Here is a 23731-nt window from a genome sequence, read left to right as displayed (position 1 = left end):
GCACCGGCCGCCGTCGTATCGGCGGGGCTCACCGTGCCGTTCGTCGGAGGAGGCGCTTCAGTCGGATGGATCGTCGCTCGCCAGGCGTGATTCGAGGCTGTCGAGGATGAGGGCGAGGCCGTACTCGAACTCGTCGCCGTAGGCGTAGTCCCGATGCATCACCTGCTCGGCGACCAGCTCGGCCAGGTGCGGATAGAGGTCGGGGGAAAGCTGCTCCCCGATCTCACCGACGATTTCTTCGGCCGCGGAGTCGACGTCGAAAGGCAGGTTGAGCTCGGTCAGCACGAAGCCGTAGACATAGGCGTCGATCGCGGAGAAGGCGTGTGCCGCCAGCGTCATGGGGAATCCGTTGCCGCGCAGGCAGCCGAGCACGGTGTCGTGGTGCCGGAGCAGGGCCGGGCCCGGGGAGCGGCGCGACTCGATGAGGCCGAGGGCCCAGGGGTGTTCCGACAGTGTGGCGCGGGCGGACGCCGCGCGATCGGCCATCGCCTGTCGCCACGGTTGCCGGGGCTCCGGCAGCTCGATCCGGGTGAAGATCCAGTTCGCCAGCGCGTCCAGCAAGGCGTCCTTGCCGGCGAGGTGATGGTAGAGCGACATCGCCTCGACGCCGAGTTCCTTGCCCACGTTGCGCATGCTCACCTGCGCGAGGCCGCCGCGGTCGGCGACCTGTACGGCTGCGTCGATGATGCGGTCGTGGCTGAGCGCCGGGCGCCGGGGCATGACGGAACCTCTCGAATCAGACTTGCGGCCTTACGGTCGTAAGGCTACCGTGAACCACAGACTTACACATGTAAGGAGAGGCGCATGCGGGCAGCAGTCGTCGATCGGTACGGCACACCCGACGTCGTACGCATCAGCGAGGTTCCGCGGCCCGCCCCGCGTGCTGACGAGGTACTGGTGCGCGTCAAGGCGGCGGCGGTCACCTCGGCCGACTCGCGCATCCGCGGGGCCCGGTTCCCCGCGGGGTTCGGCTTGTTCGCACGGTTGGCGTTCGGCGTCGTCCGCCCTCGACGGACGATTCTGGGGAGCTCCTTCTCCGGGGAGGTCGTGGCCGTTGGCGCGAGCATCCTTGACATGGCGCCGGGTGACGAGGTGTGCGGCATGACCGGATTGAAGATGGGCGCACACGCCGAGTACGTCGCGGTGCCGGCGAAGAAGCTCGCGCGGAAGCCATCCGCGGTGACCCATGAGGATGCGGCGGGGTTGCTGTTCGGAGGCTCGACAGCGCTGCACTTCCTGCGGGACAAGGCATCGGTGGGCCCCGGCACGTCGGTCCTCGTCAACGGTGCGTCAGGCGCGATCGGCACGAACGCGGTCCAGTTGGCGAAGCACTTCGGCGCGACTGTCACCGGTGTGACCAGCACGGCGAACGCCGGCCTGGTGACCGGCCTGGGAGCCGAAAGGGTCATCGACTACACCCGCACCGACCTGGCCGGCATCCCCGACCGCTTCGACGTGGTGCTGGACGCCGTCGGCAACCTTTCGATCGCGACCGGCCGGCGCCTGCTGAGCCCCGAAGGGGTGCTGCTGCTGGCCGCCGCGGGCCTGGGCGACACCGTCCGCGCCCGCGGCAACGTCGTCGCCGGCCCCGCGCCCGAGCGGGTCCAGAGCTTCGAGTTCCTCCTGCACCTGGCTGCCGAAGGTGCGGTCACGGTAGTGATCGACCAGATCTATCCCCTGCCAGACATCGCCAAAGCCCATCAGCGGATCGACAGCGGCCGGAAGATCGGCAACATCGTCGTACGCCCGTAGCCACCAGGCGGTCTTCATCGCGGCGGGGGACCTTTCCCTCACACCGGGGCGGTACAGCAAGAAGCGCTCGGGCTCGGCACGCGGTACGGGCGCGGGAGGGTCACTCCGCGAGTCTGATCCGGATGCCCAACGTGCGCTGCCCGGACCCCTTCAGCCGGCTTCCCAGCAAGCCGACCCGCGCAACCAGACCGTACTTGCGCTTCATCAGGTCGAGGTAGTGAACGGTGTCGTGGTCGGCGGGCAGCTCGGCGACACCCGGCACGGGCTTCCCCTTAGGTGTCCCCCGCCAGTCGCAGGGGGCGACCGTCACCCGGCCGCTGTTGCGGATCCGTTTCACCTTGCCGGCGTCGGCTGCGCTCCACACGGCCAGGCAGTCGCCGTCCCTCATCACCCACACCGGAGTGGGCACCGCCCTCCCGTCCCGACGGAACGTCGTGAGGAGTACGTACCTGGACGCCGCCAGTCGCTCAACCGGGTTGCCCGGTAAGGGTGCTGAGGAAGATACGGAGGTTGTCATCGAGATAGCATAACTGGTTAGTTAATTTACGTCGCCGCAAACCGACGTGGCGTTCGTACCAGCGACGAGGAGTGACAGGTGCTGAACTTCGTCTGGGCCGTGCTCGCCGGATTCGCCTTGGGCACACCGGCCGTACCCTTCGGCCTCTCGATCTCCCTCGCCCCGCCCATCGCGCTCGTCGCCGTGCTCCTCGGCGCGGCCGGGTGCCTGCTGTCCGCCGTCTTCGCGGCCGGGTGGCTGCGTACCCGGTGGCTGGTCCGGCGCGCAAAGCGGCAGCCCGTCACCGCCGGGCCGCCGCCCGAGAACGGTCGGAACCGCCTGGACGGCCCCACCGGCCGGCGGGCCCGGCGCGTGGTGCACCGGTACGGGGTGGTCGGCTTCGGCATCGTCGGGCCGGCGCTCTTCGGCACCTGGGGATCGGCCATGCTGGGCACGGCGCTCGGCCTGCCCCGGTGGCGGCTGATCGGCTGGCTCATGGCAGGCGTCACCCTGTGGTGCACCGTCATGCTGCTCGCCTCCGAGGCGCTGATCGATGCCCTCGGGCTAAGGTGACGACACGCGCCGCGTACCGGCCCTGATCACGCGGATCAGAGGGAGGGTGGTGAGGGTACGGGCGTACCACCGGTGCGGCCTCTCGGTCGACCATCGGGGGCACGGTCCGACCACAGACCCCACCGTGTTCCGGCAACGAAAGTGCTCATCTGCCAGCGGCAACCGTCACGGATCTTACGCCCGGGAGAGCCCCCCGAGGCGCTGTTAGCATGGCTCCCATGTCCCGAGCCGAGGCCACGAAGGCGCGCATCCTCCACGCGGCGACCGAGGAGTTCGCGGCGTACGGGATCGCGGGAGCACGCGTCGACCGGATCGCCAAGGCTGCCTCGGCGAACAAGAACCTCATCTACGTCTACTTCTGCAACAAGGACGGGCTCTTCGACGCCGTCTACGACGCACACCTCGGACGGGGCCTCGACCTGGTGCCCTTCACACCTGACGATCTGCCGGACTACGCCGGACGGCTGTTCGACTACTTCCAGAAGTACCCCGAGGTGCTCCGCCTGGCGACCTGGCACCGACTGGAACGCGGCACTGCCGTGGAACAGGACCCCGCCCTCGCCAAGCCGGCCCGTGACGACAAGCTCGCCTCGTTGGAGGCGACCCGGAAGGACCGAGTGGGCACACCGGGCTTCGCCCCGGCCACGCTTCTCACCCTCGTCCTGGCCATCGCCTCGGCGTGGAGCCCGACGAATGCCGCGGCCATGCCGGCGACGGATGTCCTGACATCGGGTCCGGCGGAATGCCGGAGCGCTGTCATGGAGGCCGTGCGACGCCTTCTGTGACAGGCAGCGTGCGTTACTCGCCTCCGCTCCGTCCTGTCGGCAAGCTCGTCGCCCGTACCGCGGCCCTGATCAGGTCGGCGACCCGTGTGGGCTCGGACAGGGCAACGGCGTGGGAGGCGTCCGGTAGTTCGACGACGGCTGCTCCGGCCCGTTCGGCGCCGAAGCGCTGAAGTTCGGGGCTGATCGTGCCGTCTGCTCCGGCCACCAGCGCCCAGGACGGTTTCGTCCGCCATGCCGCCGTGGGTGTGATGTCGGTGAAGGCGGCGGTGGATAGGGGCCGTTGGGCCGCTGCCAGGATACCGGCGACGTCCTCGGGCACGTCCGCCGCGTAGACCGAGGGAAAGGCCGTCTCGTCGATGGTGACCTCGATCGCCGAGCCGCCGTCGAGGAGTGGGTACGTCCACTCCTTCACGTGTCCCGTGAGCGCGGGCTTGGGGAAGCTCCCTTGGAGCTCGTCAAGACTCTCTCCCTCGCAGGGCGCGTAGGCCGCCACGTAGACGAGCGCGACGACGTTCTCCGCCGCGCCTGCCACGGTGATCAGCGCCCCGCCGTAGCCGTGGCCGACGAGGACGACCGGGCCGTCGATCTGCGCGAGGACGGAGGTGAGGTAGGCGGCGTCCGGCGTCAGGCCTCGCAGCGGGTTCGGCGGGGCCGATACCGGGATGCCGGTCTGCCGTAGTTCCGCGATGACGCCTATCCAGCCTGTCGCGTCGGCGAATGCGCCGTGCACGAGGACGACGGTGGGGGTGATCATGCGGGTTCTCTTCTCGGTGTCGGGCCACGTGGAGGGCGTCGTCACGACGGGGCAGGGCGCGGCCCGGAGTTCGGTGAGAGGTCCTTGTGACGGTTACGCACCGTACAGCCGTGGAAGCGGCCCTCTCGTACGTGTGCGCATCCGGGCTGTCATGACGGCGCACAGGCGTCTCAGCGCCTTCACTTCCCCTGGGCGCCGGCCGTCGTCGGTGCGAAGGCCGAGGTCGCCAGCGCCTGCCATTCGCTGGGGCTCATCCCATAGGCTCCGCGGAACGTGCGGCTGAAGTGCGAGGGGCTGCTGAAGCCCCAGCGGTGTGCCACCGCGGCCATGGTGACTCTCCGGTTGGAACGGCTCAGCTCGAGTCGGCAGAACTCCAGCCTGCGCTGCCGCACCCACTGGCTCACCGTGCTGCCGTCGTTCTGGAAGAGCTTCTGCAGGTACCGGACCGAGATGTGGTGGGCACGTGCGATCGACGCCGGTGAGAGGTCCGGGTCCATCAGATGCTCTTCGATGTAGGCGCGGATACGGGACAGCGTCTCGGTGACAGTCCCGGACGTGTCGTCGGCCTCGTCCGTCGTGTCCGCTTCCAGGAGCTCCATGACCAGGACGGAGAGGAGGTGTACGGCCGTCCGGGCACGCCGGTCCCCGATCGTGGACCGGCAAAACTCCTCCTGTGCGGCGAGCGCGGTCAGGAAGTCGGACACCAGAGACCCGAGCCCCTCCCCACCGCGCACGGGTACGCCGAGCACTCGGTTCAGTTCCGACTCCGTGACTCCCAGATAGCAGCGGGGCACCCGGAAGAAGATCATCCGGCAGTCTTCGCCGAAGCGCAGCAGGTGCCGTCGGGCCGGGTCGCACAGGACCAGGTCGTTCGGTTCCAGCAGGATCTCGACGCGCTCGTGGACGACGGTGACGGGCCCCCTGACGTGGACGCCGAGGTAGACGTGGTTTCGGTCGTTCGTGCCCGGCATCTCGGACAGCATCTGGACCAGCCACCCCGAGCGGAGGGAGGGCGAGGTCGGATCGGGCGAATTCCGGGGCACCCTTTCGGGCGCGCGTGACATGAGCGAGAGGGTCATGGGACTCCAAGCCGTACGGTTCGTGCAGGCGGCGAGCGGGTTCAGGCCCGGCTCGCCGGTTCCTCGGCCAGGAACTTCTCCACCACGGCGTTGAAGGCCGGCGGGTTGTCCAGGAAGGGGAAGTGCGAGCTCGCCACGTCGGAGGCGAAGACGTGGAGGCGTGCGCCGGGAATCCGTCCGGCGACGAAGCGCTGTGAATCGGGGTGCACATGGCTGCCTTCGCAGCCGATCACCAGGGTCGGTACGTCGATCCGGGGAAGCACGTCGCGCCAGTCCTGCGCGCAGTGGTCGAACAGCAGCGGTACGCCCGCGTAGGCGGGTGTCGACCGGAGCTCCTCGGCGACGAAGGCCAGCACCTCCGGGTCGGGATCGCCGGAGAACATGCCGCGCACGAAGTCGGCGCGGATGGTGTCGCCCTCCGGCCCCGCGAGGGCGGCGCCCAGGTACAGCAGCCCCGACACGTCGAAGATGGCGCCGGACTCCCGCTGTTCTCGCTCGGTCATCCAGGGCACGGCGGCGACCGCGGCGGGCTGGTCGACGGCGACGAGACGCCGGATCCGTCCGGTCCCGTACTGGTCGATGAAGCTCCACCACACCGAGACGCCCATGGACCAGCCCAACGCGTCGAAACGGTCGAGACCGAGATGGTCGACGAGTTCGAGCACGTCGCGCGAGAGCCGGGCGATCCGGTAGCCGTGGCGCGGTTTGCCGGACTTCCCGTGCCCCCGGAGGTCGACGGTGACGACGCGCCGACCGGGAGCGAGCCCTTCGAGCTGGTGGCGGAACATCGCTTGTGTCTGCCCCCAGCCGTGCAGCATCAGAAGCGGAACGCCCTCGCCGCCGGTGTCCTGGTAGACGAGCCGTACGCCGTCCGTCGTGATCAGTTCCTTCACGCGTTCATTCATGCGTTTCTTCATGCGTTCCTTCATGACGTCTCTCCTGGTCAGAGGCGGTGCGTCGTCCCCCGCCCGTCCCGAAGATCATCGAACGGGGCCCGCCGCCCGCACCACCGCGAGGTGTAGGAATCGGGCCGTGGATCCTCATCTGTTTGTCGAAGCGGGTTCGCGGTCAGCCGGCCTCGTCGTCGTCCGGCGCGAGGAGTTCCCCGACCCTGAATCCGAGGTGCAGGGTGAGCCGGTGCGCGCCGTCGTCGAGGTCGAGTCCGGTGATCTCCTGGATCTGGCGCAGGCGGTAGTAGAGCGAGGTGCGGTGGATTCCCAGCGTGTCCGCGGTCTTGGGGATCGACCCTGCGTGTTCGAGGAAGCAGCGCAGGGTGTCCCGCAGGCGGTCGCCGCCGTGCGCCTCGGTCAGGGTACGGAGCGGCTTCGGGACCAGGGACGCGTTCAGGGCGTGCTCGGGGAGCTGGAGCAGCACGGCGAGTTCCCCGAGCAGCTCCCAGTCACCGGCCCGCTTCAGGCCGGGCAGCTTGCGTGCCGCGCGCGCGGCCACCAGTGCCTGCTCGTACGCGGTCCATGCGTGGTCCAGGCCGGCGTGCCGGCCGCCGACGCCGATCACCGGGTCCGCCGACGGGCCCAGGAAGGTGCGGAGTTCGTCGAGGATGCGAGCGGACTGGGAAGCGACCTCGTCCGGGCTGAACGGGCGGTCCCGAAGCTGGAGCAGCGTCGCCCGCTCCTTGCCGATCGCGACGAGACCGTGCGCGGAGCGCGTCTGCCGGTACCCCTCCAGCGCCGCCCACAGGGCGGCCTCGGAATGCCGTACGAGCGCCGTCGCGCAGCTCAGCTGGACGACGGTGACCAGGACGTGCTCGGCCGCTCCGAGCAGCCCGAGTTCCCTGCCCCGCCGTCGCGCGGTGGTGCGGGCGGCGACATCGGTCCCGACGAGTTCAAGGACCAGGTCCCGCTCCTCGGCCCTCCGGGTGTCGGCGGTGACGTGCTCTCCGTACATCTGGGCGGCCATGGCGTCCGCGGCCCTGGCGATGGAGGCCGTCTCCTGCTCCCCGAGCGCCTTGTCGGGCACGACCACCATGAGCAGCCCGAGGAGGTGCCCGCGCTCGCGCAGCGGTACGACGTACCGGGGTTGCAGTCCGAGATCGTCACGGCCGTCGATGAATCCTGCTCTGGACCACTGGGTCACGCCCTGGGCGAGGACGTAGCGGATGGCCGCGTTGTCGGCGCGGCCCTGCAGCAGGGTGCCGATGCGTACCGGGTCCTCGTCGCCGAAGTGGCGGCTCGTGCAGATCATGCGGACCAGCGGGTCGTCGACGACGACGGACCGGCCGAGCCGCTCCGCCAGCGTGTCGACGAGCGCCTGGAGTTCGGGGCTGCCAGGGCGGGCTCGCTGGGGCCTGACGGTCATTCGCTGTTCCTCTTTCGACCAACGGTTCCCCGCGGACTTCTCCATCCGCGGCTCTTGATCATTTTGAGGAAACGGCGCCGTCGGCACATCGCACGAATCGTCCATTGCCCTGACGCCCACGTGGGATACGAAGGGACTACTCTCCGTTGTCACGCTGCTTCGCGAGCCGGGTCAGCTCGCCGCGCGAGGTGACGTCCAGCTTGGTGAAGGCCCGGCGCAGGTGCGAACTCACCGTGTGCGGCGAGAGGGAGAGGTGTTCGGCCACCTGTTGGTTGGTCAGTCCTCGGGCCACGTGCCGTACCACCCGTGTCTCCGCGGCCGTCAGCTCGGGCCATTCACCGGCGAGTCCGTCCGACACGGGCCGTCGACGGACACCGGCGGTCCTCAGACGCCGGCGGACGCGTGCGACGTCCCGCTCGGCGCCCGCCCGCGCGTAGAGCGCGAGGGCCGTTTCGAAGAACGGCACCGCTTCGGACCTGCGGGTGGCCGCCAGCTTGCGTCCGGCGTCCTCCAGTGCCGAAGCCCGGGCCAACGGCCGAGGGCAGTCCTCGTACAGCCGGACGGCCCGTACGAGAGGGGCGAGGTCGTTGTCGAGGAGCCCCCGGGCATGCGCGGCGGCGGCGGTCAGGAACGTGAGGTGGGGGTTGAGCACGGCCAGTCGCTCGGCCAGGGCCGCTGTCTGGGCGGCCCGCCCGTGTGCTCCTGCACGCAGCGCCAGGCGGACCAGGACCGGGGCGTCGGCGGGGTCGACCAGGCCCGCGTAGGCCGGACGGTCCGCGGCGGGCGACGTCATCACCTCGTCGAGTTCGGCCATGGCACGGTCGGGCCGGCCCTCGAAGTCGGCCATCAGTGCCAGCATCCAGGAGCCGAAGTGCCGGACGACGGGTGCGCCGTCGCTCCGCATGCGCCTCGCCTCGGCCGCGTACGCTCGTGCGGTGCGCCGGTCGCCGGTGTGGAAGGCGACGCGCATCATCACGTACCGCAGCGTGACGTCGGCGAGGTTGCCCGGCCCGGGATCGTCGGTCGTCGCGGACGCGGCTTCGGCGTCGGCCCGGGCTTCCGTCAGCCGTCCGGCCTCCAGCAGGATGCGGGAGCGGGTCATGAGCCACATACGGGTGGCCGCCGTCCGGCCCTGCCCCCTGGTGACCCGGATGCCTTCCTCCGCGGCGGCGAGCGCCTCCGCGGAGCGTCCGGTGGTGTTCGACAGGAGGGCGTGCCACAGGGCTTCCGGAACCCACAGCGAGGTGCTGACGCCCAAGGCGTCGGCCAGCGCGGCTGCCCGCTCGGCCTGACGGAACGCCTCGGCCAGGTCCATGCGGTGGAAGCTCACGGCCGAGCGGACCGTCGTCAGCGTGGCCTCGGCGGAGCGGTCCCCCGCTGCCGCCGCGGTCTCCCACGCCTCCGCGGCGACCTGCTCGGCAGCCGCGTGCTCGCCCGACATCGACAGGCCGACGGCAAGCATGGCGAGCAGCCGCCCCCTCAGGTCCACGGGGATCCCGGGCAGTGCCGCCCCGGCGCGGGCCTGCCGTACCGCTTCGGAGAAGTCGAACGGTACGGAGAGGCGGGCCAGGGCAAGGCGTATGTGTGCCTCGTCCTCGGGTGCGAGACCGCCCGTCGCCAGGGCGGAGGCTCCCAGCTGGCGTGCCTGGGCGGCCCGGCCCGTCTGCCAGAGCAGGGGGATCGTCTCGGCGATGATCCGGGGGCGCTCCGGAGCGTCCGCCGCGGTGAGTTCCAGGGCCTTGAGGCTGCGTTCGGCGGCGGGTCCGGGAGCGGTGGACGCCAGTTCCGCCGCGGCGGTGCGCAGTCGGTGGGCCTCCGCCGCGTCTCCCTGCCCCGCTCCCCCGGCCTCCCCCGCGTCTGTCTGCCCCGCTGCATCAGCCGGTACTCTCCCAGCCGCAGCCGCGTGCGCCCATGCCCTCCCGGCCGACGGCCCGGGGCGTTCTACGGGGAAGGTCGCACTCCCCGCCGGCAGCTCGGCGGCTTGACCACGCAGGGCCCGGCGCAGGGGCAGGGGGAGGCCAGCTTCCACCGTCTCGCGGATCAGGTCGTGGCGGAAGGCCAGGCGATCACCGCTTTCGGTGAGCAGATCGGCGTCGAGGGATTCCCGTACCGCTGTGATGAGCGAGGCCGAGGACCTGCCGAGCAGTTCGGCCAGCAGCGCGACGGTGACCGGGCCGCCCACGACGGACGCCGTCTGCACCAGCTCCCGCGCTTCGTCGGACAGCCTGTCGAGGCGGCGCTCGACAGCGGGGAGTGCCCGTGGGGCGGGGGGTCCGGCCGTCAGTTTGGCCGTGCCGTCCTCGATGGTCACCGCCTCCCGCAGCGAGCCGAGCAGCGCGACCAGCAGCTGCGGGACCCCTTCGGCGCGGCGGACGACACGGAGGACTTCCGGGTCGGGAGCGGCTCCGAGGACCTCCTCGGTGATCCGTGTGGTGGCCTGGTCGTCTAGTGCTCCCAGCGCCAGCTCGTGTGCGCCTGCCTGCCGGATCCTGTCCAGGGTCGTGCGTACACCCGACGGCACGCTGCCGCCTCGCACGGCGACCAGCCACAGGATGGCGTGCGACGAGAGTCCGGCCGCCAGGGTGTTGAAGGTGAGCAGGGTGAGGTCGTCGCACCACTGGAGGTCGTCGAGGACGACGAGCAAGGGGCCGTTCCGAGCCGTCTCCCGCAGCCGGTCCCCCAGTTCCTGGAGCAGCCAGAAGCGCTGGCCGGGTGTCGTGGCGAGGTCCCTGAGGCGGACGGCGCCCGACAGGGGTTCCTCGCCGGAGAGCAGACCGTCGAGGAGCGGGCCGAGCGGTACGAACTGCTCGTCGGGGTCCGCCGCTCCCTCGAACACCCTCGTCCCGCGCCGCCTCGCGGCCTCGGCGGCCTCCGCGAGCATCCTGGACCTGCCGATGCCGGCGGGGCCTTCGACGCGGATGATCCCGCCTTCGCCCCGGGCGAGCGCGTCGAGCCGCGCCTTGAGGAACGCCAGTTCGGCGTCCCTGCCGCGGAGGGGTGTCCGTACACCGTCCGGTTCCTCGGGTACGGACCTTTTCGTCACTCGGTTCACGCTCATACGGCGGAACAGTATGAACCATGTGAGCGAATCCGACGTCGCTGCGCCCCGGGGCCCGGCTCAGTCGAAGCGCAGGTCGGCGAGTTGCCGTTCGAGGACGGCGACGTCGTCCTCGGGCTCCTCACCGGCCGGGCGCGCCGCCACGAGCGCGGCGAGCTCGTCGCCCGCCCGGCGGACACGGCCGTGCAGGCCGTCGGTGTACTCGTCTCCTCCCGAGCCCCAGTCCTCGGAGGCCGCGAACACGGCGGTGGGGACGACGACGGTGCGCAGGTAGGCGAAGAGGGGGCGCACGGCGTGTTCAAGGACCAGGGAGTGGCGGGCGGTACCGCCCGTCGCAGCGATCAGGACGGGCTTCCCGGAGAGGGCGTCCGGGTCGATCACGTCGAAGAAGGACTTGAAGAGACCGCTGTAGGAAGCCGCGAACACGGGAGTCACGGCGATCAGGCCTTCGGCCGCCGTCACCGCGTCGATCGCGGCGCTCAGTCTCGACGACGGAAACCCGGTCACGAGGTGGTTGGCGATGTCGCCGGCCAGTTCGCGCAGCTCCACGACCTCGGTCGACGCCGTGTGCTCCCGGGCTGCGAGTCCTTCGCGGGCCGCCTCGGCCAGCCGGTCCGCGAGCAGACGGGTGGAGGAGGGGGTGCTCAGCCCGGCGGAGACGACGGTCAGCCTCATGCGGCGGACACCTCCCGGGCGGCTCGGAGGGACTCGTGCGTGGGAGCCTCCGGCACGTCGGCCGGACGTCCCTTCGCGAACTCCCTGCGCAGGACGGGCACGACCTCCTCGCCGAGGATGTCGAGCTGTTCGAGGACGGTCTTCAGCGGCAGTCCCGCGTGGTCCATCAGGAACAGCTGGCGCTGGTAGTCGCCGACGGAATCCCGGAACGACAGGGTCCGGTCGATGACCTGCTGGGGCGAGCCCACCGTCAGCGGGGTCTGCTCCGTGAAGTCCTCCAGCGACGGGCCGTGGCCGTACACCGGCGCGTTGTCGAAGTAGGGCCGGAACTCCCGTACGGCGTCCTGCGAGTTCTTCCGCATGAAGACCTGTCCGCCCAGGCCGACGACGGCGTCCTCCGGCCGGCCGTGACCGTGGTGGGCGAACCGGCGGCGGTAGAGCTGGACCATGCGCCGGGTGTGGTCGGTCGGCCAGAAGATGTTGTTGTGGAAGAAGCCGTCGCCGTAGAAGGCGGCCTGCTCCGCGATCTCCGGAGACCTGATGGAGCCGTGCCAGACGAAGGGCGGGACGCCGTCCAGGGGCCGCGGTGTCGAGGTGAAGGCCTGGAGCGGTGTACGGAACGTGCCTTCCCAGTCCACGACGTCCTCGCGCCACAGCCGACGCAGCAGCGCGTAGTTCTCCTTGGCGAGGTTGATGCCCTGGCGGATGTCCTGGCCGAACCAGGGGTAGACCGGGCCGGTGTTGCCGCGGCCCAGCATGAGGTCGACCCGGCCGTCGGCCAGGTGCTGGAGCATCGCGTAGTCCTCGGCGATCTTCACCGGGTCGTTGGTGGTGATGAGGGTCGTGGACGTGGACAGGATCAGCTTCTCGGTCCGGGCGGCGATGTGCCCGAGGAGGGTGGTCGGCGACGACGGTACGAACGGCGGATTGTGGTGCTCGCCGGTCGCGAAGACGTCCAGGCCGACCTCCTCGGCCTTGAGCGCGATCGCGACCATCGCCTTGATGCGCTCGTGTTCGGTCGGAGTGCGGCCGTCGGTGGGGTCGGGGGTCACGTCCCCGACGGTGAAGATGCCGAACTGCATGGGGTGTCTGCTCTCCTGAGCTCGTCCGGTTCCCGCGCCGGGGAACCGGGGGCGGGGTGACGCCGGAGGCTCCGGCGTCACCCCGGCTGGTCAGCGGTGGGACGTCACTTCGCCAGGAAGGCGAGGAGGGCGGTGTTGACCTCCTCCGCGTGGGTCCACAGCAGACCGTGCGGGGCACCCTCGATCTCGACGTAGTCGGCGGAGGGCAGCGCCTTGTGGAAGGGGCGCGCGGTGCCCTCGGCGGGCAGGATGCGGTCGGCCGTACCGTGCAGGATCAGGGCGGGCACGTCGACGGCCGGGATGTCGGCGCGGAAGTCGGTGTACCAGGTCGCCGGTGCGGCGGACGCTGCGAAGGAGCCGCCGCGGGCCGCGGTGTCCCAGCTGTTGCGGACGGCCTCCTCGCTGATCCGGGTGCCGAGGTTCTCGTCGAGGTTGTAGAAGTCGTTGAAGAACGCCGTGTAGTAGGCGTACCGGTCGGCCTTGACGGCGGCGACGACGCCGTCGAAGAACTCCTTCGGGGCGACACCGTCCGGGTTGTCGTCGCTCTTCAGCAGGCAGGGCTCCAGCGAGGCGAGGAACGCGACCTTGGCGACGCGGGCGGAGCCGTACGTGGACAGGTAGCGGGCGACCTCGCCGGTGCCCATGGAGAAGCCGACGAGGACGGCGTCGTTCAGGTCGAGGGCTTCCATCACGGTGTTCAGGTCGGCCGCGAAGGTGTCGTAGTCGTACCCGGTGGTCGGCTGCGAGGACTGCCCGAAGCCGCGGCGGTCGTACGTGATCACGCGGTGGCCGGCGTCGAGCAGCGCGGCCGTCTGGCGCTCCCAGGAGTGGCCGTCGAGCGGGAAGCCGTGGATGAGGACGACGGGCTGTCCGGCTCCCTGGTCCTCGAAGTAGAGCTCGACGGGGTTGGTGTTCTCCTGGCCCACGGTGATGTACGGCATGGGGATGCTTCCTCGATTCGTGTCGGCTGGTCCGCCCGCCGAAGCGGCGGGGTGTGCCCGTCACGCTAGGACCGGCCCCGTGCCTCCGGTTGCCCTCCAGCGCACCACCCCTTGCACGGCGGCGTAGAGGTCGCTCATCCGCCGGTGCCCTCTCCGGCGTCGCCCTCCGCAAGGACGATCCGGGCGAGGTGGACCCTGGAACGCACCGACAGCTTGCGGAAGATCGACGACAGATGGGTGTTGACCGTGTGCGGGGAGACGACGAGGGCCTCTGCGGCCGACCGGTTGGTGTGACCTGCGGCGACCAGCCGGGCCACCTTGCGTTCCGAGGCCGTGAGCGCGTCCCAGCCCTGGTCGGTGCGCGGCCCGAGGCCTCCGGTGCGCCGGCCGGAGCGGCTGGTGGCCCGTTCCAGGTCGGCCCGGACCCGGTCGGCCTCGACGTCGGCCCCCGCCCGGGCATAGATGTCGTGGGCCCTCGTCAGGGCGGGTGTCGCGGCAGGGTCGCCCGCCATGAGGAGCCCGCGCCCCAGGTCCGCGGACGCGGCGGCGAGGGGCAGCGGCCGGGGGCCGGTGAGGAGGATGCGAACCGAGCGCTCCAGGAGTCCGTGGTCTGCGTGCGCCAGGGCGGCCGCGTGGGCGGCCGTCCCCTGGGCGGTCGGCACGCCGGGGTTGCGGGTGGCGTGTCCGGCGGCCTGGGCCGCGAGGTCCTCGGCCAGTTTCCGGTCGCCTGAGCGCAGGGCGATCCGCACGGCCTGGACTAGATGGGGGCGCAGGAGCCGCCACCGGAGGAAGGGGTGGTCGCGCTGCACCGAGCTGACCAGTTCGGCCGCTGCCGCGTGGTCGCCGTCGGCGTCGGCGACCACGGCCTCGAAGTACTGGTGCGTGGCGTGGTTGCCGGTGTTCGGCCGGTCGGCCACGGCCGCCCTCACGACGTCCAGGTGTTCCTGCGCGGCTTCGCGGTCGCCGCGCAGCATCGCGAGGAGGCCTCGGTTGACGCGGATGTTGACCAGGTTGCCGGGGACGTGGAGATCCGATTCGAGCCGCTCGGCGGTGACGAAGTCGGCGTCCGCGTCGTCGAGCCGGCCGAGTCCCATGTTCAGCGTCCCCTGAGCCCAGATCAGCATGGCGGGGCGCAGCGGACCGTGGCCCGCCGTCCGGAGCAGTTGCCGGACGGTGTCGAAGTCGTCCAGATGGATCCTGGCGACGGCCTCCTCGGGGAGGAAGGCCGTGTCGAAGACGCTCAGCGCCGTGTGGTGTTCGACGGCGGCGGCGCAGTCGCCCGCGTTGAGGGCGATCTCGCCGAGGCCCCAGAGCGCGAGGACGCGGGCCTCCCGGTCACCGGCCGCCTCCGCCTCGGCGAGCGCCCGCTCGCCGGTTTCGCGCGCGGCCGCGAGGTCACGTCCGCGGGACCGGGCGAGGGCCTGCCGGGCTGTGAGCCGGGCCCGGATCGTCGGGTCGGTGACCGCTGCCAGTGCCGCCGTGGAGCGGCGGGTCAGCTCGTGGACGTCGTCGAGGTGCCACAGCGTGTCGCCGAGTACGGACTGGAGACGGGCGAAGACGTCCAGGGGCGGCTGCCGGGCGAGCAGCGTGTCGCCGGCGTCCCGTGCCTGGGTGTACCGGCCCGCGCGGGTCAGCGCGACGATGGCTCGTTCTCCGACGTCGAACAGCATGGGTGCGTGCGGCGGTACGAGTTCCAGGGCGCGTACGGCCAGGTCGGCGGCGAGGTCGGGCATCACGGCGATGACGTCCGCGGCGGCCGTGCCGAGCAGTCCGATCGCCTCCAGGTCGCCGGGGTCGGCGCTCTTCATGAGATGCGGGACGGCGTCGACGGAGCTCCGGCCTGCCGCGACGAGGCGGCTCGCGGCCTCTCGGTGCAGCGCCCGGCGTACGGAGGGGGCGAGGTCGGCGTACACCGCCTGGCGGAGCAGATCGTGGCGGAACCGGAGCCGTTCGCCGTCGTCGTGGAGGAGGGCGGCGGCGATCGCCTCGTCCACTTCGGCGCTGAGTCCGGAGGCCTTCCGGCCGCACAGGGCGGCGGCGTCGGCCAGCAGGAACGCGGGGCCGAGGACCGAGCCGACCCGCAGGAAGTGCAGGGTGTCCGGCCGCAGGTCGGCCAGTCGGTCGCGTACGCCGAGGACCAGCCGCTCCGACGGTTCCGGCCTGTCCGGGCCCGACGCCGCGATGCCCGAGAGCATCTCGGACGCGAGGAAGGGGTTGCCGCCGGACCCTTCGAGGAGCTCCGCGACCTGTTCCGGGACGTCTCCACCGAGAACGTCGTGTGCCAGCTCGGTCAGGGCCGTGCCGGGCAGCGGCCGCAGGGAGAGGGTCGTCGGCCGCGGCCCTTGCCCGTACAGGTGCGGGTCGTCCCTGCCCGTGAGCAGCCAGAGGACCGGGGAGCTGAGCAGCCGTGCGGGCAGGACGCGCAGGGCGAACCGGCTCAGCGGGTCGGCCCATGGGACGTCGTCGACCGCGATCAGCAGGGGCGTGCCTGACGAGCGCTCCTCGATGAGCTGGGCCAGCCGTTCGACGAGCCAGATGCGCTGGTCGTGGTGGCCGGCGAGGTCCGCGAAGTCGCTGCTGGAGAGCAGCGGCGGGTCACCGTGCAGGAGCCCCGAGGCCAGTGAGGCGAGCGGCGCCAGCTCGTGCAGTTCCTCGGCGCGTCCGTGGCTGACCATGAATCCCTGGGCCCGCGCGATCGAGACGGTCTCCCGCAGAAGTACGGACTTCCCGATCCCCGGCTCGCCCAGGAGCTGCGCGATCGCTCCTCCCTCACCGTCGCGCACCGCTTCGACCAGGGCGTGCAGGCGCTCCAGCTCGGCTTCACGGCCCCGCAGCCCGGGCCGGCTCAGTCCCACCGGCCCAGCCGCCGCACGTTCTTCTTCGTACCGTCCGGGGCTCATCCCTTGACCGATCCGGCGAGCAGTCCCCGTGCGAAGTGGCGCCGCAGGGAGAAGAAGACGAGCAGCGGGACGAAGGCCGCCACGAAGGCCCCCGCGGTGAGCCGCTGCCACTCGTTGCCGTACGTCCCGGCCATGTTCGCCAGTCCGACGGTCATCGGCGCGGTCTCGGCCGTTCCGCCGGACAGCGTCAGCGCCACGAGGAGGTCGTTCCACACCCAGACGAACTGGATGATCGCGAAGGTGACCAGGGCCGGGCGCGCCAGGGGCAGCACGATCCGCAGCAGCAGCGTCCCGTGCGAGGCGCCGTCGACGCGGGCGGCCTCGATCAGATCCCGGGGCAGTCCCACGAGGAAGTTGTGCAGGAGGAACACCGCGAACGGCAGCGCGAAGACCGTGTGGGCGAACCAGACGTGCCCGAACCGCGCGGGACCGGTGAGGTGCCACGCCGGCAGGAACAGCCAGCCTTGTGAGAACAGCTTCAGGAGCGGGACGAGCGCCATCTGGAGCGGCACGATCTGGAGCGCGAAGATGCCGACGACGAGCGCGTCGCGCCCCCTGAAGTCGATCCACGCCAGGGCGTACGCCGCGAGGAAGGCCAGGACCAGCGGGAACAGCACCGAGGGGAGGGTGATGACGACGGAGTTGACGAGGTACTCCGCGAGCCGCCCCGAACCGTTCGCGCTGCCGGTCAGCACCTCGCGGTAGTTGTCGAGCGTGAGGCGCGGTGTGCCGAACACCTGCCACCAGCCGGTGGTCTTGATCTCCTCTTCGGGGCGGAACGAGGAGAGCAGGAGACCGAGCGTCGGCATCGTCCAGAGGACCGCGATCACCGCGGCGACCGACGTGAAGGCGCGGGAGGCCAGACGCTCCCGGACGCCGTTCACCCCGCCCTCCGCTGCGCCCTGACCTGGTGGGCCACGAAGGGGGTGACGAGGACGAAGAGGAGCACGGCGAGCGCCGCGCCGCGGCCCGTCTCGCCGTAGCGGAAGGCCTGGTCGTACATCTCGTGGGCGATGACGCCCGTGTCGAACTGCCCGCCGGTCATGGTCTTGACGATGTCGAAGGCCTTGAAGGTGCCGATCGCCTGGGCAAGGAGCACGACGAGCAGCGTGGGCCTGATCGAGGGCAGGGTGATCGACCGGAAGATCTGCCGGGGGGACGCGCCGTCGAGTCGGGCCGCCTCGGTCAGCTCACCGGGAACGGCCCTGATCGCGCCGGCGAGCAGGACGGCTGCGAAGCCCGCCTGTGTCCACACCATCACCACGATGAGCAACAGGACGTTCCAGGGAGGGTCCACGAGCCATTGGCGCGGCTCGCCGCCGAACGCGACGACGAGCTGGTTGAGCAGCCCGATCTGCCCGGCGTCCGCGGGACGGTAGGCGTAGACGAACTTCCAGACGACACCCGCGCCGACGAAGGAGATCGCCATCGGCGTCAGGACGACGGACAGCGCGAACATCCTGAACCGGGACCGTGCGACGGCCGCCGCGTACAGCAGACCGACCGAGGTCGCCGCCAGCGGCACGAGCACGACCCACGTCAGGGTGTTCCGCAGCGCGACCAGGGCCCGCGGGTCGGTCAACGTCCACACGTAGTTGTCGAAGCCGACCCACGCGGCTCCTCGGCTGTCGGTGAACGACAGCATCACGGTGCGGAGGCCGGGCAGCACGAGCCCGACCGTGAGCAGCAGGAGCGCGGGGGCGAGCAGGAGGAGGGCCGGGGCCCTCCTCCGTGCCGGCCCCCGGTGCAGGGCCAGCAGGATCAGGCCGACCACCGCCGCGAAGGCCGCGATGCCCTGGAGCAGGAACAGCAGCTTGGGCTGCTGGGCGACGGCGTCGAACGACATCAGCGGCTCGGCCAGGACCGTTCGACGGAGTCGGCGACCTCCCGGGAACCGGCGCCGCCGGCCCAGTCGACGGCCCCCTTCCAGAACGTGCCGGCGCCGACCGACGCCGGCATCAGGTCCGAAGCGTCGAACCTGAACTGTGTCCTGGGGTCCTGGAGCAGCTGGATCGCGAGCCGGTCGACCGGGGTCGCGGCATCGGCCGGATCCACGCCCCTGATCGCCGAGACGAACGGCCCCTTCTCCATGCGCGCGTTCGCGAAGTCCGCGGAGGCCAGATACTCCTGGAACGCGCGCACTTCGGGACGGTCGGCGAACGCCGCGGTGAACACGCCCCCACCGAGTACGGGGCGGCTGGCCGGGTCGGTTCCCGGCAGGAGGAAGGCGAAGACGTCCTTGTCCGGTCCGATCGCGGTGCCGTCCGGCCACAGGTCGGCGTAGAACGAGGCCTGACGGTGCATCGCGCAGTCGCCGGAGAGAACCGGTGTGCCGGCCTCCTGGAAGGAGATCGAGGCGATGGACCGGGCCGGACCGAAACCGCCGTTGGTGTACCGGTCGTTCCTGAGGATGGCCCCCACCGTGTCCATGGCCTTGATCACCCGCGGGTCGTTGAACGGGATCTCGTGAGCGACCCACTGGTCGTAGACGTCCGTGCCCTGCTGGCGGAGCAGGACGTCCTCGATCCAGTCCGTCACGGGCCAGCCGGTCGCCTCGGCGGACTCGATGCCCGCGCACCAGGGCTTCACGCCCGACGCCGCGACCTTCTCCGTCACGGCCATCAGCTCGGACCACGTACGGGGAACGCTCAGTCCCCTGTCGCGGAAGAACTTCGGTGAGTACCAGACCAGCGACTTCACGTTCGCGACCAGCGGCGTGCCGTAGAGGGTGCCGTTCACGGTCGCGTAGCTGTTCCAGTCCGCCGACCAGCCCTGCTTCGCCAGAGCCTCGACCCCGGCGCTCACGGGCTTGAGCTTCCCTTCCTGCGCGAAGTGTTCCAGGAGCCCGGGCTGCGGGAAGAACGCCACGTCAGGGGCGCTGCCGCCGTCGACCCGGAGCTGGATCCGGGCCTCGAACTCCCCGTCCCCCTCGTACTTGACCTCGATCCCCGTGCAGTCGGCGAAGTCCGCCCAGGTGTCTTCGAACAGGTCGGCTTCCCGGTCCCGGTTCTCCGCGTAGACGGTGACCTCGGTACCGGGGTGCTTGCCGTAGCGGGTGTACGGCTCACAGTTCGCTGCGGGCCGCGACTCCGGACCGCTGTCCTGCGGTACGGCGCATGCGGTGACCAGGGTGGCGAGGGCGATGAACGCGAGCGCGGGTCTCGCGCCGAACCTCATGGGTGTTACTCCTCCGATCGCCCGCCGAAGGGTTCTCGGAGGCGATCAGAAGCTATCAGCGCCGAAACAATATCGACTAATCGTTCAATCCTGATCGATCGGCTCAGTGGGCGGCGGACCGGACCGCGTCCTGGATCAGCTCAACCACGGCCTTCGGCCTCCTCCAACGCGGGGGTGGTGGCTCACAGGCCGAAGCGGGCGCGTCTCGCCTCGGGCACCAGGTCGGTGTACTCGGGGTGCTTGCCCATCCAGCCGCGGATGAAGGGGCAGTAGGGCAGGACGCGCAGCTCCCGGGCCCGGGCGTCGTCGAGGACCCCGCGGGCGAGCAGGCCGCCCAGGCCCCGGCCCGAGAAGCGGTCGTCGATCTCCGTGTGGATGAAGGCGATCTCGCCCTCGGAGAGGTGGTACTCGGCGAAGCCGGCGATCTCGGTGCCGTCGTCGCCGGCGAGGATCTCGTACCGGGACCTCTCGGGCTGGTCCCTCACATGCGGTTCCATGGCTGCTCCTGTTCGGTCGTGACGTGACGGAGTGAGTGGGGACGGTCAGAGCGTGCGGCGCACGCCCGCCTGGCGTTCCAGGTTGCGGAGCTGGACGGCCAGGTCGCCTTCCACCGCGAGGTGGGCGGGGCCGCTGCGGCCGATGGGCAGGACCTGCTCGCTGCGCATGTCCTCGAGCATCAGGGCGAACGCCGTGTACATCGCGACGAGCGCCACCACGAGACCGAGCGTGCCGGACGTGCGCGTCAGCCATTCGGCGCCGGTGATGCCCGCGAGGCCGGTGGCCGCCCACCGAGGCAGGGAGAACGCCAGGACGAACCACAGTGCGCGCTTGGGCCGGGTCACCGCGGTCATGAGCGCCCCGAAGAAGAGGAGCATCAGGTTGAACACGCCGAGGACCTGAAGCCCGTCGGCCGCGCCGGTGAGCATGACGAGCGCGTAGGGCAGCCAGCTGCCGGCGAACACCGCCATCAGCGTCGCCGCGATCACGTCGCGCGCCCCGAAGGCCAGGACGCTCACCAGGAGTTGGAGGACGAAGGCCGGCAGCACGGTGAAGGCGACGGCCGCGCGGGCCGCCTCGTCGAAGAACCCGAGCTGGAGGCAGCCGGTCATCACGGACGCGATGGCTATCGTGAAGAAGCCGAGCGGCATGGGCGAGGCGATGGGGCGGAGGTTGATCCGCGTCATCGCCCGGAGGTCCGGCTCGAAACGGCGCTCCGGGGGAACGTCCGGCGGGGGCGCCGGGGTGTCGCCGCCTTCGGCGGCGGGGGAGGCTGCGGACATCGGGGGATCTCGCTTTCAGTGGTCGAAGCAGGGGTCGACGAAGGACGGCGTCGCCCCGGGAACCGAGCCGCGCGCGACGCGCCACCGGCGGTGCTGCTCGGACTCGGCGACGGCCTCGGCCACGGCCGACGCCTGGCGGGCGCCGCTCTGGTAGCCGCCGAAGTGGGCCACGGGGCTCCACTCCGGCGTGACCGGCGGAACGGCCTCGTCGAGACCCTCGTACTCGGCGGAGGCGTAGACGATGCGGCCGCCGACGACGGTGAGGACGGACTCGATGTCGGGGATGACCCCCTCGGGCACGGTGAGGAAGTCGTCGGACAGGATCGCGAGATCGCCGTAGAAACCCTCCCGCAGGGCTCCCTTGACGTCCTGCTCGCCCGTGAGTCGGGCACCGCCCCGGGTGTAGAGGCCGAGCGCGGTCTCCCTGCTGATCACGTTGCCCGCCGGGTACAGCGCGGTGCCGCCGACGGTGCGGCCGGTCACCAGCCAGTGGAGTGCGACCCACGGGTTGTACGAGGAGACGCGGGTGGCGTCGGTGCCGGCGGCCACGGTCAGGCCCCGGTCGAGCATGGCCCGGACCGGCGGGGTGTGGGCGGCGGCCTCGGCACCGTATCGGTCGCGGAAGGCGGTGCCCTGGAAGGACATGCGGTTCTGGACGGACAGGGCTCCGCCGAGGGCCGCGATCCGGTCCAGGCTGTCGCCGGAGACGGTCTCGGCGTGGTCGAAGAGCCAGCGGTTGCCGCCGGGGAAGAGTCCTTCCGCGGCGAGCTTCTCGAAGACGGCCAGGTCGCGGCGGATCGTCTCGTCGTAGGTCGCGTGGAGGCGGAAGCCCCAGCCGTTCTCGAGGAGGAGCCGGACGGCGCTCTCGAATTCGGTCTCGTACCCGGCGGCGAGCTCGGGCCTGGGCTCGGAGAAGTTCTCGAAGTCCGCGGCGGCCCACGTGAGGTTCTCGCCCGCGCCGTTGAGCCGGAGCCACTCGTCCCCGTCGCCGGGCCTGACCATCTCGGTCCAGCGCTTGAGGTCGGCGAGCTCCTGGCCGGCCGTCTGCGGGAACAGGTGGTAGGCGATCCGCAGCGACAGCTCCCCCGAACTGGCGAGGTCGACGACGGTGGCGTAGTTGTCGGGGAAGTTCTGGAACCCGCCGGCGGCGTCGACCGCCGAGGTCAGGCCGAAGCGGTTCAGCTCGCGCAGGAAGTGCCGCGTCGACGTCCGCTTGTCGGCCTCGTCGAGCGTCGGCGCCTTCGCCAGGGTCGAGTACAGGATGAGGGCGCTGGGCGCCGCGAGCAGGACCCCGTTGGGTTCGCCGTCCCGGCCCCGCACTATCTGGCCGCCGCGCGGGTCGGGGGTGTCACGGGCGAATCCGGCGGCCTGTACGGCGGCCCGGTTCATCATGGCCGACTGGTACAGGTGCAGGACGAAGACGGGGGTGTCGGGGGCGGCGGCGTTCAGCTCGGCGACGGTCGGCATCCTGCGTTCGGCGAACTGTTCCGCGGTCCAGCCGCCGACGACCCGGATCCACTGCCCCTTGGGCGTACGTCCGGCCTGCTCGCGCAGCATGGCGAGGGCGTGGCGGAGACTGTGCACCCCGTCCCAGCGCAGTTCCAGGACGTAGTTCAGGCCGCCTCGGATGACGTGCAGGTGCGAGTCGTTCAGGCCCGGGACGACCCGGCGGCCGAGCGCGTCGACGACCTTCGTTCCCGGCCCCACGAGGTGGGCCAGTTCGTGGTCGTCGCCCAGGGCGGCGACCTTGCCGGCGCGGATCGCGACCGCGCGGGCGTCGGGGCGTCCGGGGTCGCCGGTGAAGACCTTGGCGTTGCGCACGAGGAGGTCTGCGTGCGCCTGTTCCTGCCGCGGAGCGGGCACGAGGCCGGCGACGGGCATGCTCGGAGACGGCCCGGTCATGCGAGGGCCTTGCGCAGGGTGTCGACGGCGAGGTCGATGGCGAGGTCCGCGCCCCACGTGTCGCGCAGCGCGTTCAGCATCACGAAGTCGTGGATGACCCCCTGCACGCGCAGGGCGGTGACGGGGACTCCGGCGGCACGGAGCTTCGCCGCGTAGGCCTCGCCCTCGTCGCGCAGGACGTCGGCCTCGGCCGTGACGACCAGGGCGGGCGGCAGGCCGGCGAGCTGCTCGGTGGTGGCGCGCAGCGGCGAGGCGGTGATCTGCGCGCGCTCGGCCTCCTCGGTCGTGTACTGGTCCCAGAACCACTTCATGGCGTCACGGCGCAGGAAGTAGCCCTCGGCGAAGGCGTGGTACGACTCGGTGTCGAAGTTCGCGTCCGTGACCGGGTAGAAGAGGACCTGCTGGACGAGCGTCACGTCGCCGCGCTGCTTGGCCATGAGGGTGAGGGCGGCGGTCATGTTGCCGCCGACCGAGTCACCGGCGACGGCGATCCGCGTGCCGTCGAGGTCCTTCGCGTGTCCCTCGCGGGCGATCCACTGGGCGACGCCGTAGTTCTGCTCGATGGCGACGGGGTAGCGGACCTCGGGCGAGAGGTCGTACTCGGGAAAGACCACGGCCGCCCCCGTACCGACGGCCAGTTCGCGGACGAGCCGGTCGTGGGTGTGGGCGTTGCCGAAGACCCAGCCGGCACCGTGGATGTAGAGGATGGCGGGGAGCGGGCCGGTGGCGCCGCGAGGCCTGACGACACGGGCACGGACGTCGCCGGCCGGGCCGCCGTGGACGGTGATCCACTCCTCGTCGACGTCGGCGAGCGGAACACCTTCACCGTTCTGGACGCCGTCCACGGCGTTGCGGCCGTCCGCGACGGGGATCTGGTAGAGGTACGGCGGCGCGGCGGTGGCGTCGGCGAACGCCTGGGCGGCGGGTTCGAGGGTCGGACGGTTCGGCATGAGGGGTTTCC

At 71.1% G+C, this 23731-nt stretch carries 21 protein-coding genes; 3 read left to right on the top strand and 18 right to left on the bottom strand.

Translation table 11 applies throughout. From position 1 onward, the window contains the following. Positions 1 to 57 precede the first annotated feature (57 nt). Entirely contained in the window at positions 58 to 720 is a 663-nt protein-coding gene (locus tag ACF08F_RS19670; protein WP_392299793.1) for a TetR/AcrR family transcriptional regulator, read from the bottom strand. An 84-nt stretch (positions 721 to 804) separates the two neighbouring features. Here ACF08F_RS19670 and ACF08F_RS19665 point away from each other — a divergent pair, with 84 nt between their 5' ends. Then, a complete protein-coding gene (locus tag ACF08F_RS19665; RefSeq protein WP_392299792.1) occupies positions 805 to 1752 on the top strand; it encodes an NAD(P)-dependent alcohol dehydrogenase in 948 nt (315 codons plus the stop codon). Between the two features lie 100 nt (positions 1753 to 1852). Here the strand turns inward: ACF08F_RS19665 and ACF08F_RS19660 are convergent, their stop codons facing one another. Beyond that, the gene (locus tag ACF08F_RS19660; RefSeq protein ID WP_392299791.1) at positions 1853 to 2269 is read right to left on the bottom strand and encodes a PPOX class F420-dependent oxidoreductase; all 417 of its coding nucleotides are present in this window, start codon (positions 2267 to 2269) and stop codon (positions 1853 to 1855) included. 78 nt (positions 2270 to 2347) lie between these two features. Between ACF08F_RS19660 and ACF08F_RS19655 the strand changes: the two genes are divergently transcribed. Then, positions 2348 to 2821, top strand: coding sequence for a hypothetical protein (locus tag ACF08F_RS19655; protein ID WP_392299790.1), 474 nt, complete (start codon positions 2348 to 2350; stop codon positions 2819 to 2821). A 218-nt stretch (positions 2822 to 3039) separates the two neighbouring features. Beyond that, positions 3040 to 3606 (top strand): TetR family transcriptional regulator, encoded by a 567-nt coding sequence (locus ACF08F_RS19650; RefSeq protein WP_392299789.1) that lies wholly within the window; start codon positions 3040 to 3042, stop codon positions 3604 to 3606. 13 nt (positions 3607 to 3619) lie between these two features. Here the strand turns inward: ACF08F_RS19650 and ACF08F_RS19645 are convergent, their stop codons facing one another. The 16 genes from ACF08F_RS19645 to ACF08F_RS19570 all read right to left on the bottom strand — a co-directional run bounded on the left by ACF08F_RS19645 (position 3620) and on the right by ACF08F_RS19570 (position 23720). Next, positions 3620 to 4360 (bottom strand): alpha/beta fold hydrolase, encoded by a 741-nt coding sequence (locus tag ACF08F_RS19645; protein WP_392299788.1) that lies wholly within the window; start codon positions 4358 to 4360, stop codon positions 3620 to 3622. A 179-nt stretch (positions 4361 to 4539) separates the two neighbouring features. After that, positions 4540 to 5331, bottom strand: coding sequence for a helix-turn-helix domain-containing protein (locus tag ACF08F_RS19640; RefSeq protein WP_392299787.1), 792 nt, complete (start codon positions 5329 to 5331; stop codon positions 4540 to 4542). 149 nt (positions 5332 to 5480) lie between these two features. Continuing rightward, positions 5481 to 6344, bottom strand: a complete 864-nt coding sequence (locus tag ACF08F_RS19635; RefSeq protein ID WP_392299786.1) for an alpha/beta fold hydrolase — start codon at positions 6342 to 6344, stop codon at positions 5481 to 5483. Between the two features lie 163 nt (positions 6345 to 6507). Then, on the bottom strand, positions 6508 to 7755 hold the full coding sequence (locus ACF08F_RS19630; RefSeq protein ID WP_392299785.1) for a PucR family transcriptional regulator: 1248 nt from the start codon (positions 7753 to 7755) through the stop codon (positions 6508 to 6510). Between the two features lie 136 nt (positions 7756 to 7891). Beyond that, positions 7892 to 10813, bottom strand: coding sequence for an AAA family ATPase (locus ACF08F_RS19625; RefSeq protein ID WP_392299784.1), 2922 nt, complete (start codon positions 10811 to 10813; stop codon positions 7892 to 7894). A gap of 60 nt (positions 10814 to 10873) precedes the next feature. After that, positions 10874 to 11488: an FMN reductase gene (locus tag ACF08F_RS19620; RefSeq protein WP_392299783.1), complete on the bottom strand. Its 615-nt coding sequence runs from the start codon at positions 11486 to 11488 to the stop codon at positions 10874 to 10876. Continuing rightward, on the bottom strand, positions 11485 to 12570 hold the full coding sequence (locus tag ACF08F_RS19615; protein ID WP_392299782.1) for an LLM class flavin-dependent oxidoreductase: 1086 nt from the start codon (positions 12568 to 12570) through the stop codon (positions 11485 to 11487). Before ACF08F_RS19615 ends, ACF08F_RS19620 begins: the two co-directional genes overlap by 4 nt. A 104-nt stretch (positions 12571 to 12674) precedes the next feature. After that, positions 12675 to 13511 (bottom strand): alpha/beta fold hydrolase, encoded by an 837-nt coding sequence (locus ACF08F_RS19610; protein ID WP_392299781.1) that lies wholly within the window; start codon positions 13509 to 13511, stop codon positions 12675 to 12677. Between the two features lie 134 nt (positions 13512 to 13645). Further along, positions 13646 to 16411 carry an AAA family ATPase gene (locus tag ACF08F_RS19605; RefSeq protein WP_392299780.1) on the bottom strand — a complete coding sequence of 922 codons (2766 nt, stop codon included), beginning with the start codon at positions 16409 to 16411 and terminating at the stop codon, positions 13646 to 13648. After that, on the bottom strand, positions 16408 to 17295 hold the full coding sequence (locus tag ACF08F_RS19600) for a carbohydrate ABC transporter permease (RefSeq protein ID WP_392299779.1): 888 nt from the start codon (positions 17293 to 17295) through the stop codon (positions 16408 to 16410). Before ACF08F_RS19600 ends, ACF08F_RS19605 begins: the two co-directional genes overlap by 4 nt. After that, positions 17292 to 18257, bottom strand: coding sequence for a carbohydrate ABC transporter permease (locus ACF08F_RS19595; protein WP_392299778.1), 966 nt, complete (start codon positions 18255 to 18257; stop codon positions 17292 to 17294). Before ACF08F_RS19595 ends, ACF08F_RS19600 begins: the two co-directional genes overlap by 4 nt. Beyond that, positions 18257 to 19588 (bottom strand): ABC transporter substrate-binding protein, encoded by a 1332-nt coding sequence (locus tag ACF08F_RS19590; protein WP_392299777.1) that lies wholly within the window; start codon positions 19586 to 19588, stop codon positions 18257 to 18259. The genes ACF08F_RS19595 and ACF08F_RS19590 overlap by 1 nt, the downstream gene beginning before the upstream one ends. Before the next feature lie 182 nt (positions 19589 to 19770). Beyond that, on the bottom strand, positions 19771 to 20085 hold the full coding sequence (locus tag ACF08F_RS19585) for a GNAT family N-acetyltransferase (RefSeq protein WP_392299776.1): 315 nt from the start codon (positions 20083 to 20085) through the stop codon (positions 19771 to 19773). 45 nt (positions 20086 to 20130) lie between these two features. Beyond that, positions 20131 to 20868: a GPR1/FUN34/YaaH family transporter gene (locus tag ACF08F_RS19580; protein ID WP_392299775.1), complete on the bottom strand. Its 738-nt coding sequence runs from the start codon at positions 20866 to 20868 to the stop codon at positions 20131 to 20133. Positions 20869 to 20883: 15 nt separating this feature from the next. Next, complete coding sequence (locus ACF08F_RS19575) at positions 20884 to 22770, bottom strand: amidohydrolase (RefSeq protein WP_392299774.1); 1887 nt, start codon at positions 22768 to 22770, stop codon at positions 20884 to 20886. Continuing rightward, a complete protein-coding gene (locus ACF08F_RS19570) occupies positions 22767 to 23720 on the bottom strand; it encodes an alpha/beta hydrolase (RefSeq protein ID WP_392299773.1) in 954 nt (317 codons plus the stop codon). Before ACF08F_RS19570 ends, ACF08F_RS19575 begins: the two co-directional genes overlap by 4 nt. Positions 23721 to 23731: the final 11 nt, after the last annotated feature.

This window comes from Streptomyces sp. NPDC015130, assembly GCF_043080005.1.
Classification (GTDB): Bacteria; Actinomycetota; Actinomycetes; order Streptomycetales; family Streptomycetaceae; genus Streptomyces.
This window is presented reverse-complemented; position numbering and strand designations above follow the sequence as displayed.

Bases quoted from the DNA above. Each gene is read 5' to 3' on its own strand.
- ACF08F_RS19670 (WP_392299793.1), bottom strand. From the start codon at position 720: ATGCCCCGGCGCCCGGCGCTCAGCCACGACCGCATCATCGACGCAGCC.
- ACF08F_RS19640 (WP_392299787.1), bottom strand. From the start codon at position 5,331: ATGCCGGGCACGAACGACCGAAACCACGTCTACCTCGGCGTCCACGTC.
- ACF08F_RS19570 (WP_392299773.1), bottom strand. From the start codon at position 23,720: ATGCCGAACCGTCCGACCCTCGAACCCGCCGCCCAGGCGTTCGCCGAC.
- ACF08F_RS19650 (WP_392299789.1), top strand. From the start codon at position 3,040: ATGTCCCGAGCCGAGGCCACGAAGGCGCGCATCCTCCACGCGGCGACC.
- ACF08F_RS19590 (WP_392299777.1), bottom strand. From the start codon at position 19,588: ATGAGGTTCGGCGCGAGACCCGCGCTCGCGTTCATCGCCCTCGCCACC.
- ACF08F_RS19625 (WP_392299784.1), bottom strand. From the start codon at position 10,813: ATGAGCGTGAACCGAGTGACGAAAAGGTCCGTACCCGAGGAACCGGAC.
- ACF08F_RS19615 (WP_392299782.1), bottom strand. From the start codon at position 12,570: ATGCAGTTCGGCATCTTCACCGTCGGGGACGTGACCCCCGACCCCACC.
- ACF08F_RS19585 (WP_392299776.1), bottom strand. From the start codon at position 20,085: ATGGAACCGCATGTGAGGGACCAGCCCGAGAGGTCCCGGTACGAGATC.
- ACF08F_RS19610 (WP_392299781.1), bottom strand. From the start codon at position 13,511: ATGCCGTACATCACCGTGGGCCAGGAGAACACCAACCCCGTCGAGCTC.
- ACF08F_RS19595 (WP_392299778.1), bottom strand. From the start codon at position 18,257: ATGTCGTTCGACGCCGTCGCCCAGCAGCCCAAGCTGCTGTTCCTGCTC.
- ACF08F_RS19660 (WP_392299791.1), bottom strand. From the start codon at position 2,269: ATGACAACCTCCGTATCTTCCTCAGCACCCTTACCGGGCAACCCGGTT.
- ACF08F_RS19645 (WP_392299788.1), bottom strand. From the start codon at position 4,360: ATGATCACCCCCACCGTCGTCCTCGTGCACGGCGCATTCGCCGACGCG.
- ACF08F_RS19665 (WP_392299792.1), top strand. From the start codon at position 805: ATGCGGGCAGCAGTCGTCGATCGGTACGGCACACCCGACGTCGTACGC.
- ACF08F_RS19630 (WP_392299785.1), bottom strand. From the start codon at position 7,755: ATGACCGTCAGGCCCCAGCGAGCCCGCCCTGGCAGCCCCGAACTCCAG.
- ACF08F_RS19620 (WP_392299783.1), bottom strand. From the start codon at position 11,488: ATGAGGCTGACCGTCGTCTCCGCCGGGCTGAGCACCCCCTCCTCCACC.
- ACF08F_RS19635 (WP_392299786.1), bottom strand. From the start codon at position 6,344: ATGAATGAACGCGTGAAGGAACTGATCACGACGGACGGCGTACGGCTC.
- ACF08F_RS19580 (WP_392299775.1), bottom strand. From the start codon at position 20,868: ATGTCCGCAGCCTCCCCCGCCGCCGAAGGCGGCGACACCCCGGCGCCC.
- ACF08F_RS19605 (WP_392299780.1), bottom strand. From the start codon at position 16,411: ATGAGCCCCGGACGGTACGAAGAAGAACGTGCGGCGGCTGGGCCGGTG.
- ACF08F_RS19575 (WP_392299774.1), bottom strand. From the start codon at position 22,770: ATGACCGGGCCGTCTCCGAGCATGCCCGTCGCCGGCCTCGTGCCCGCT.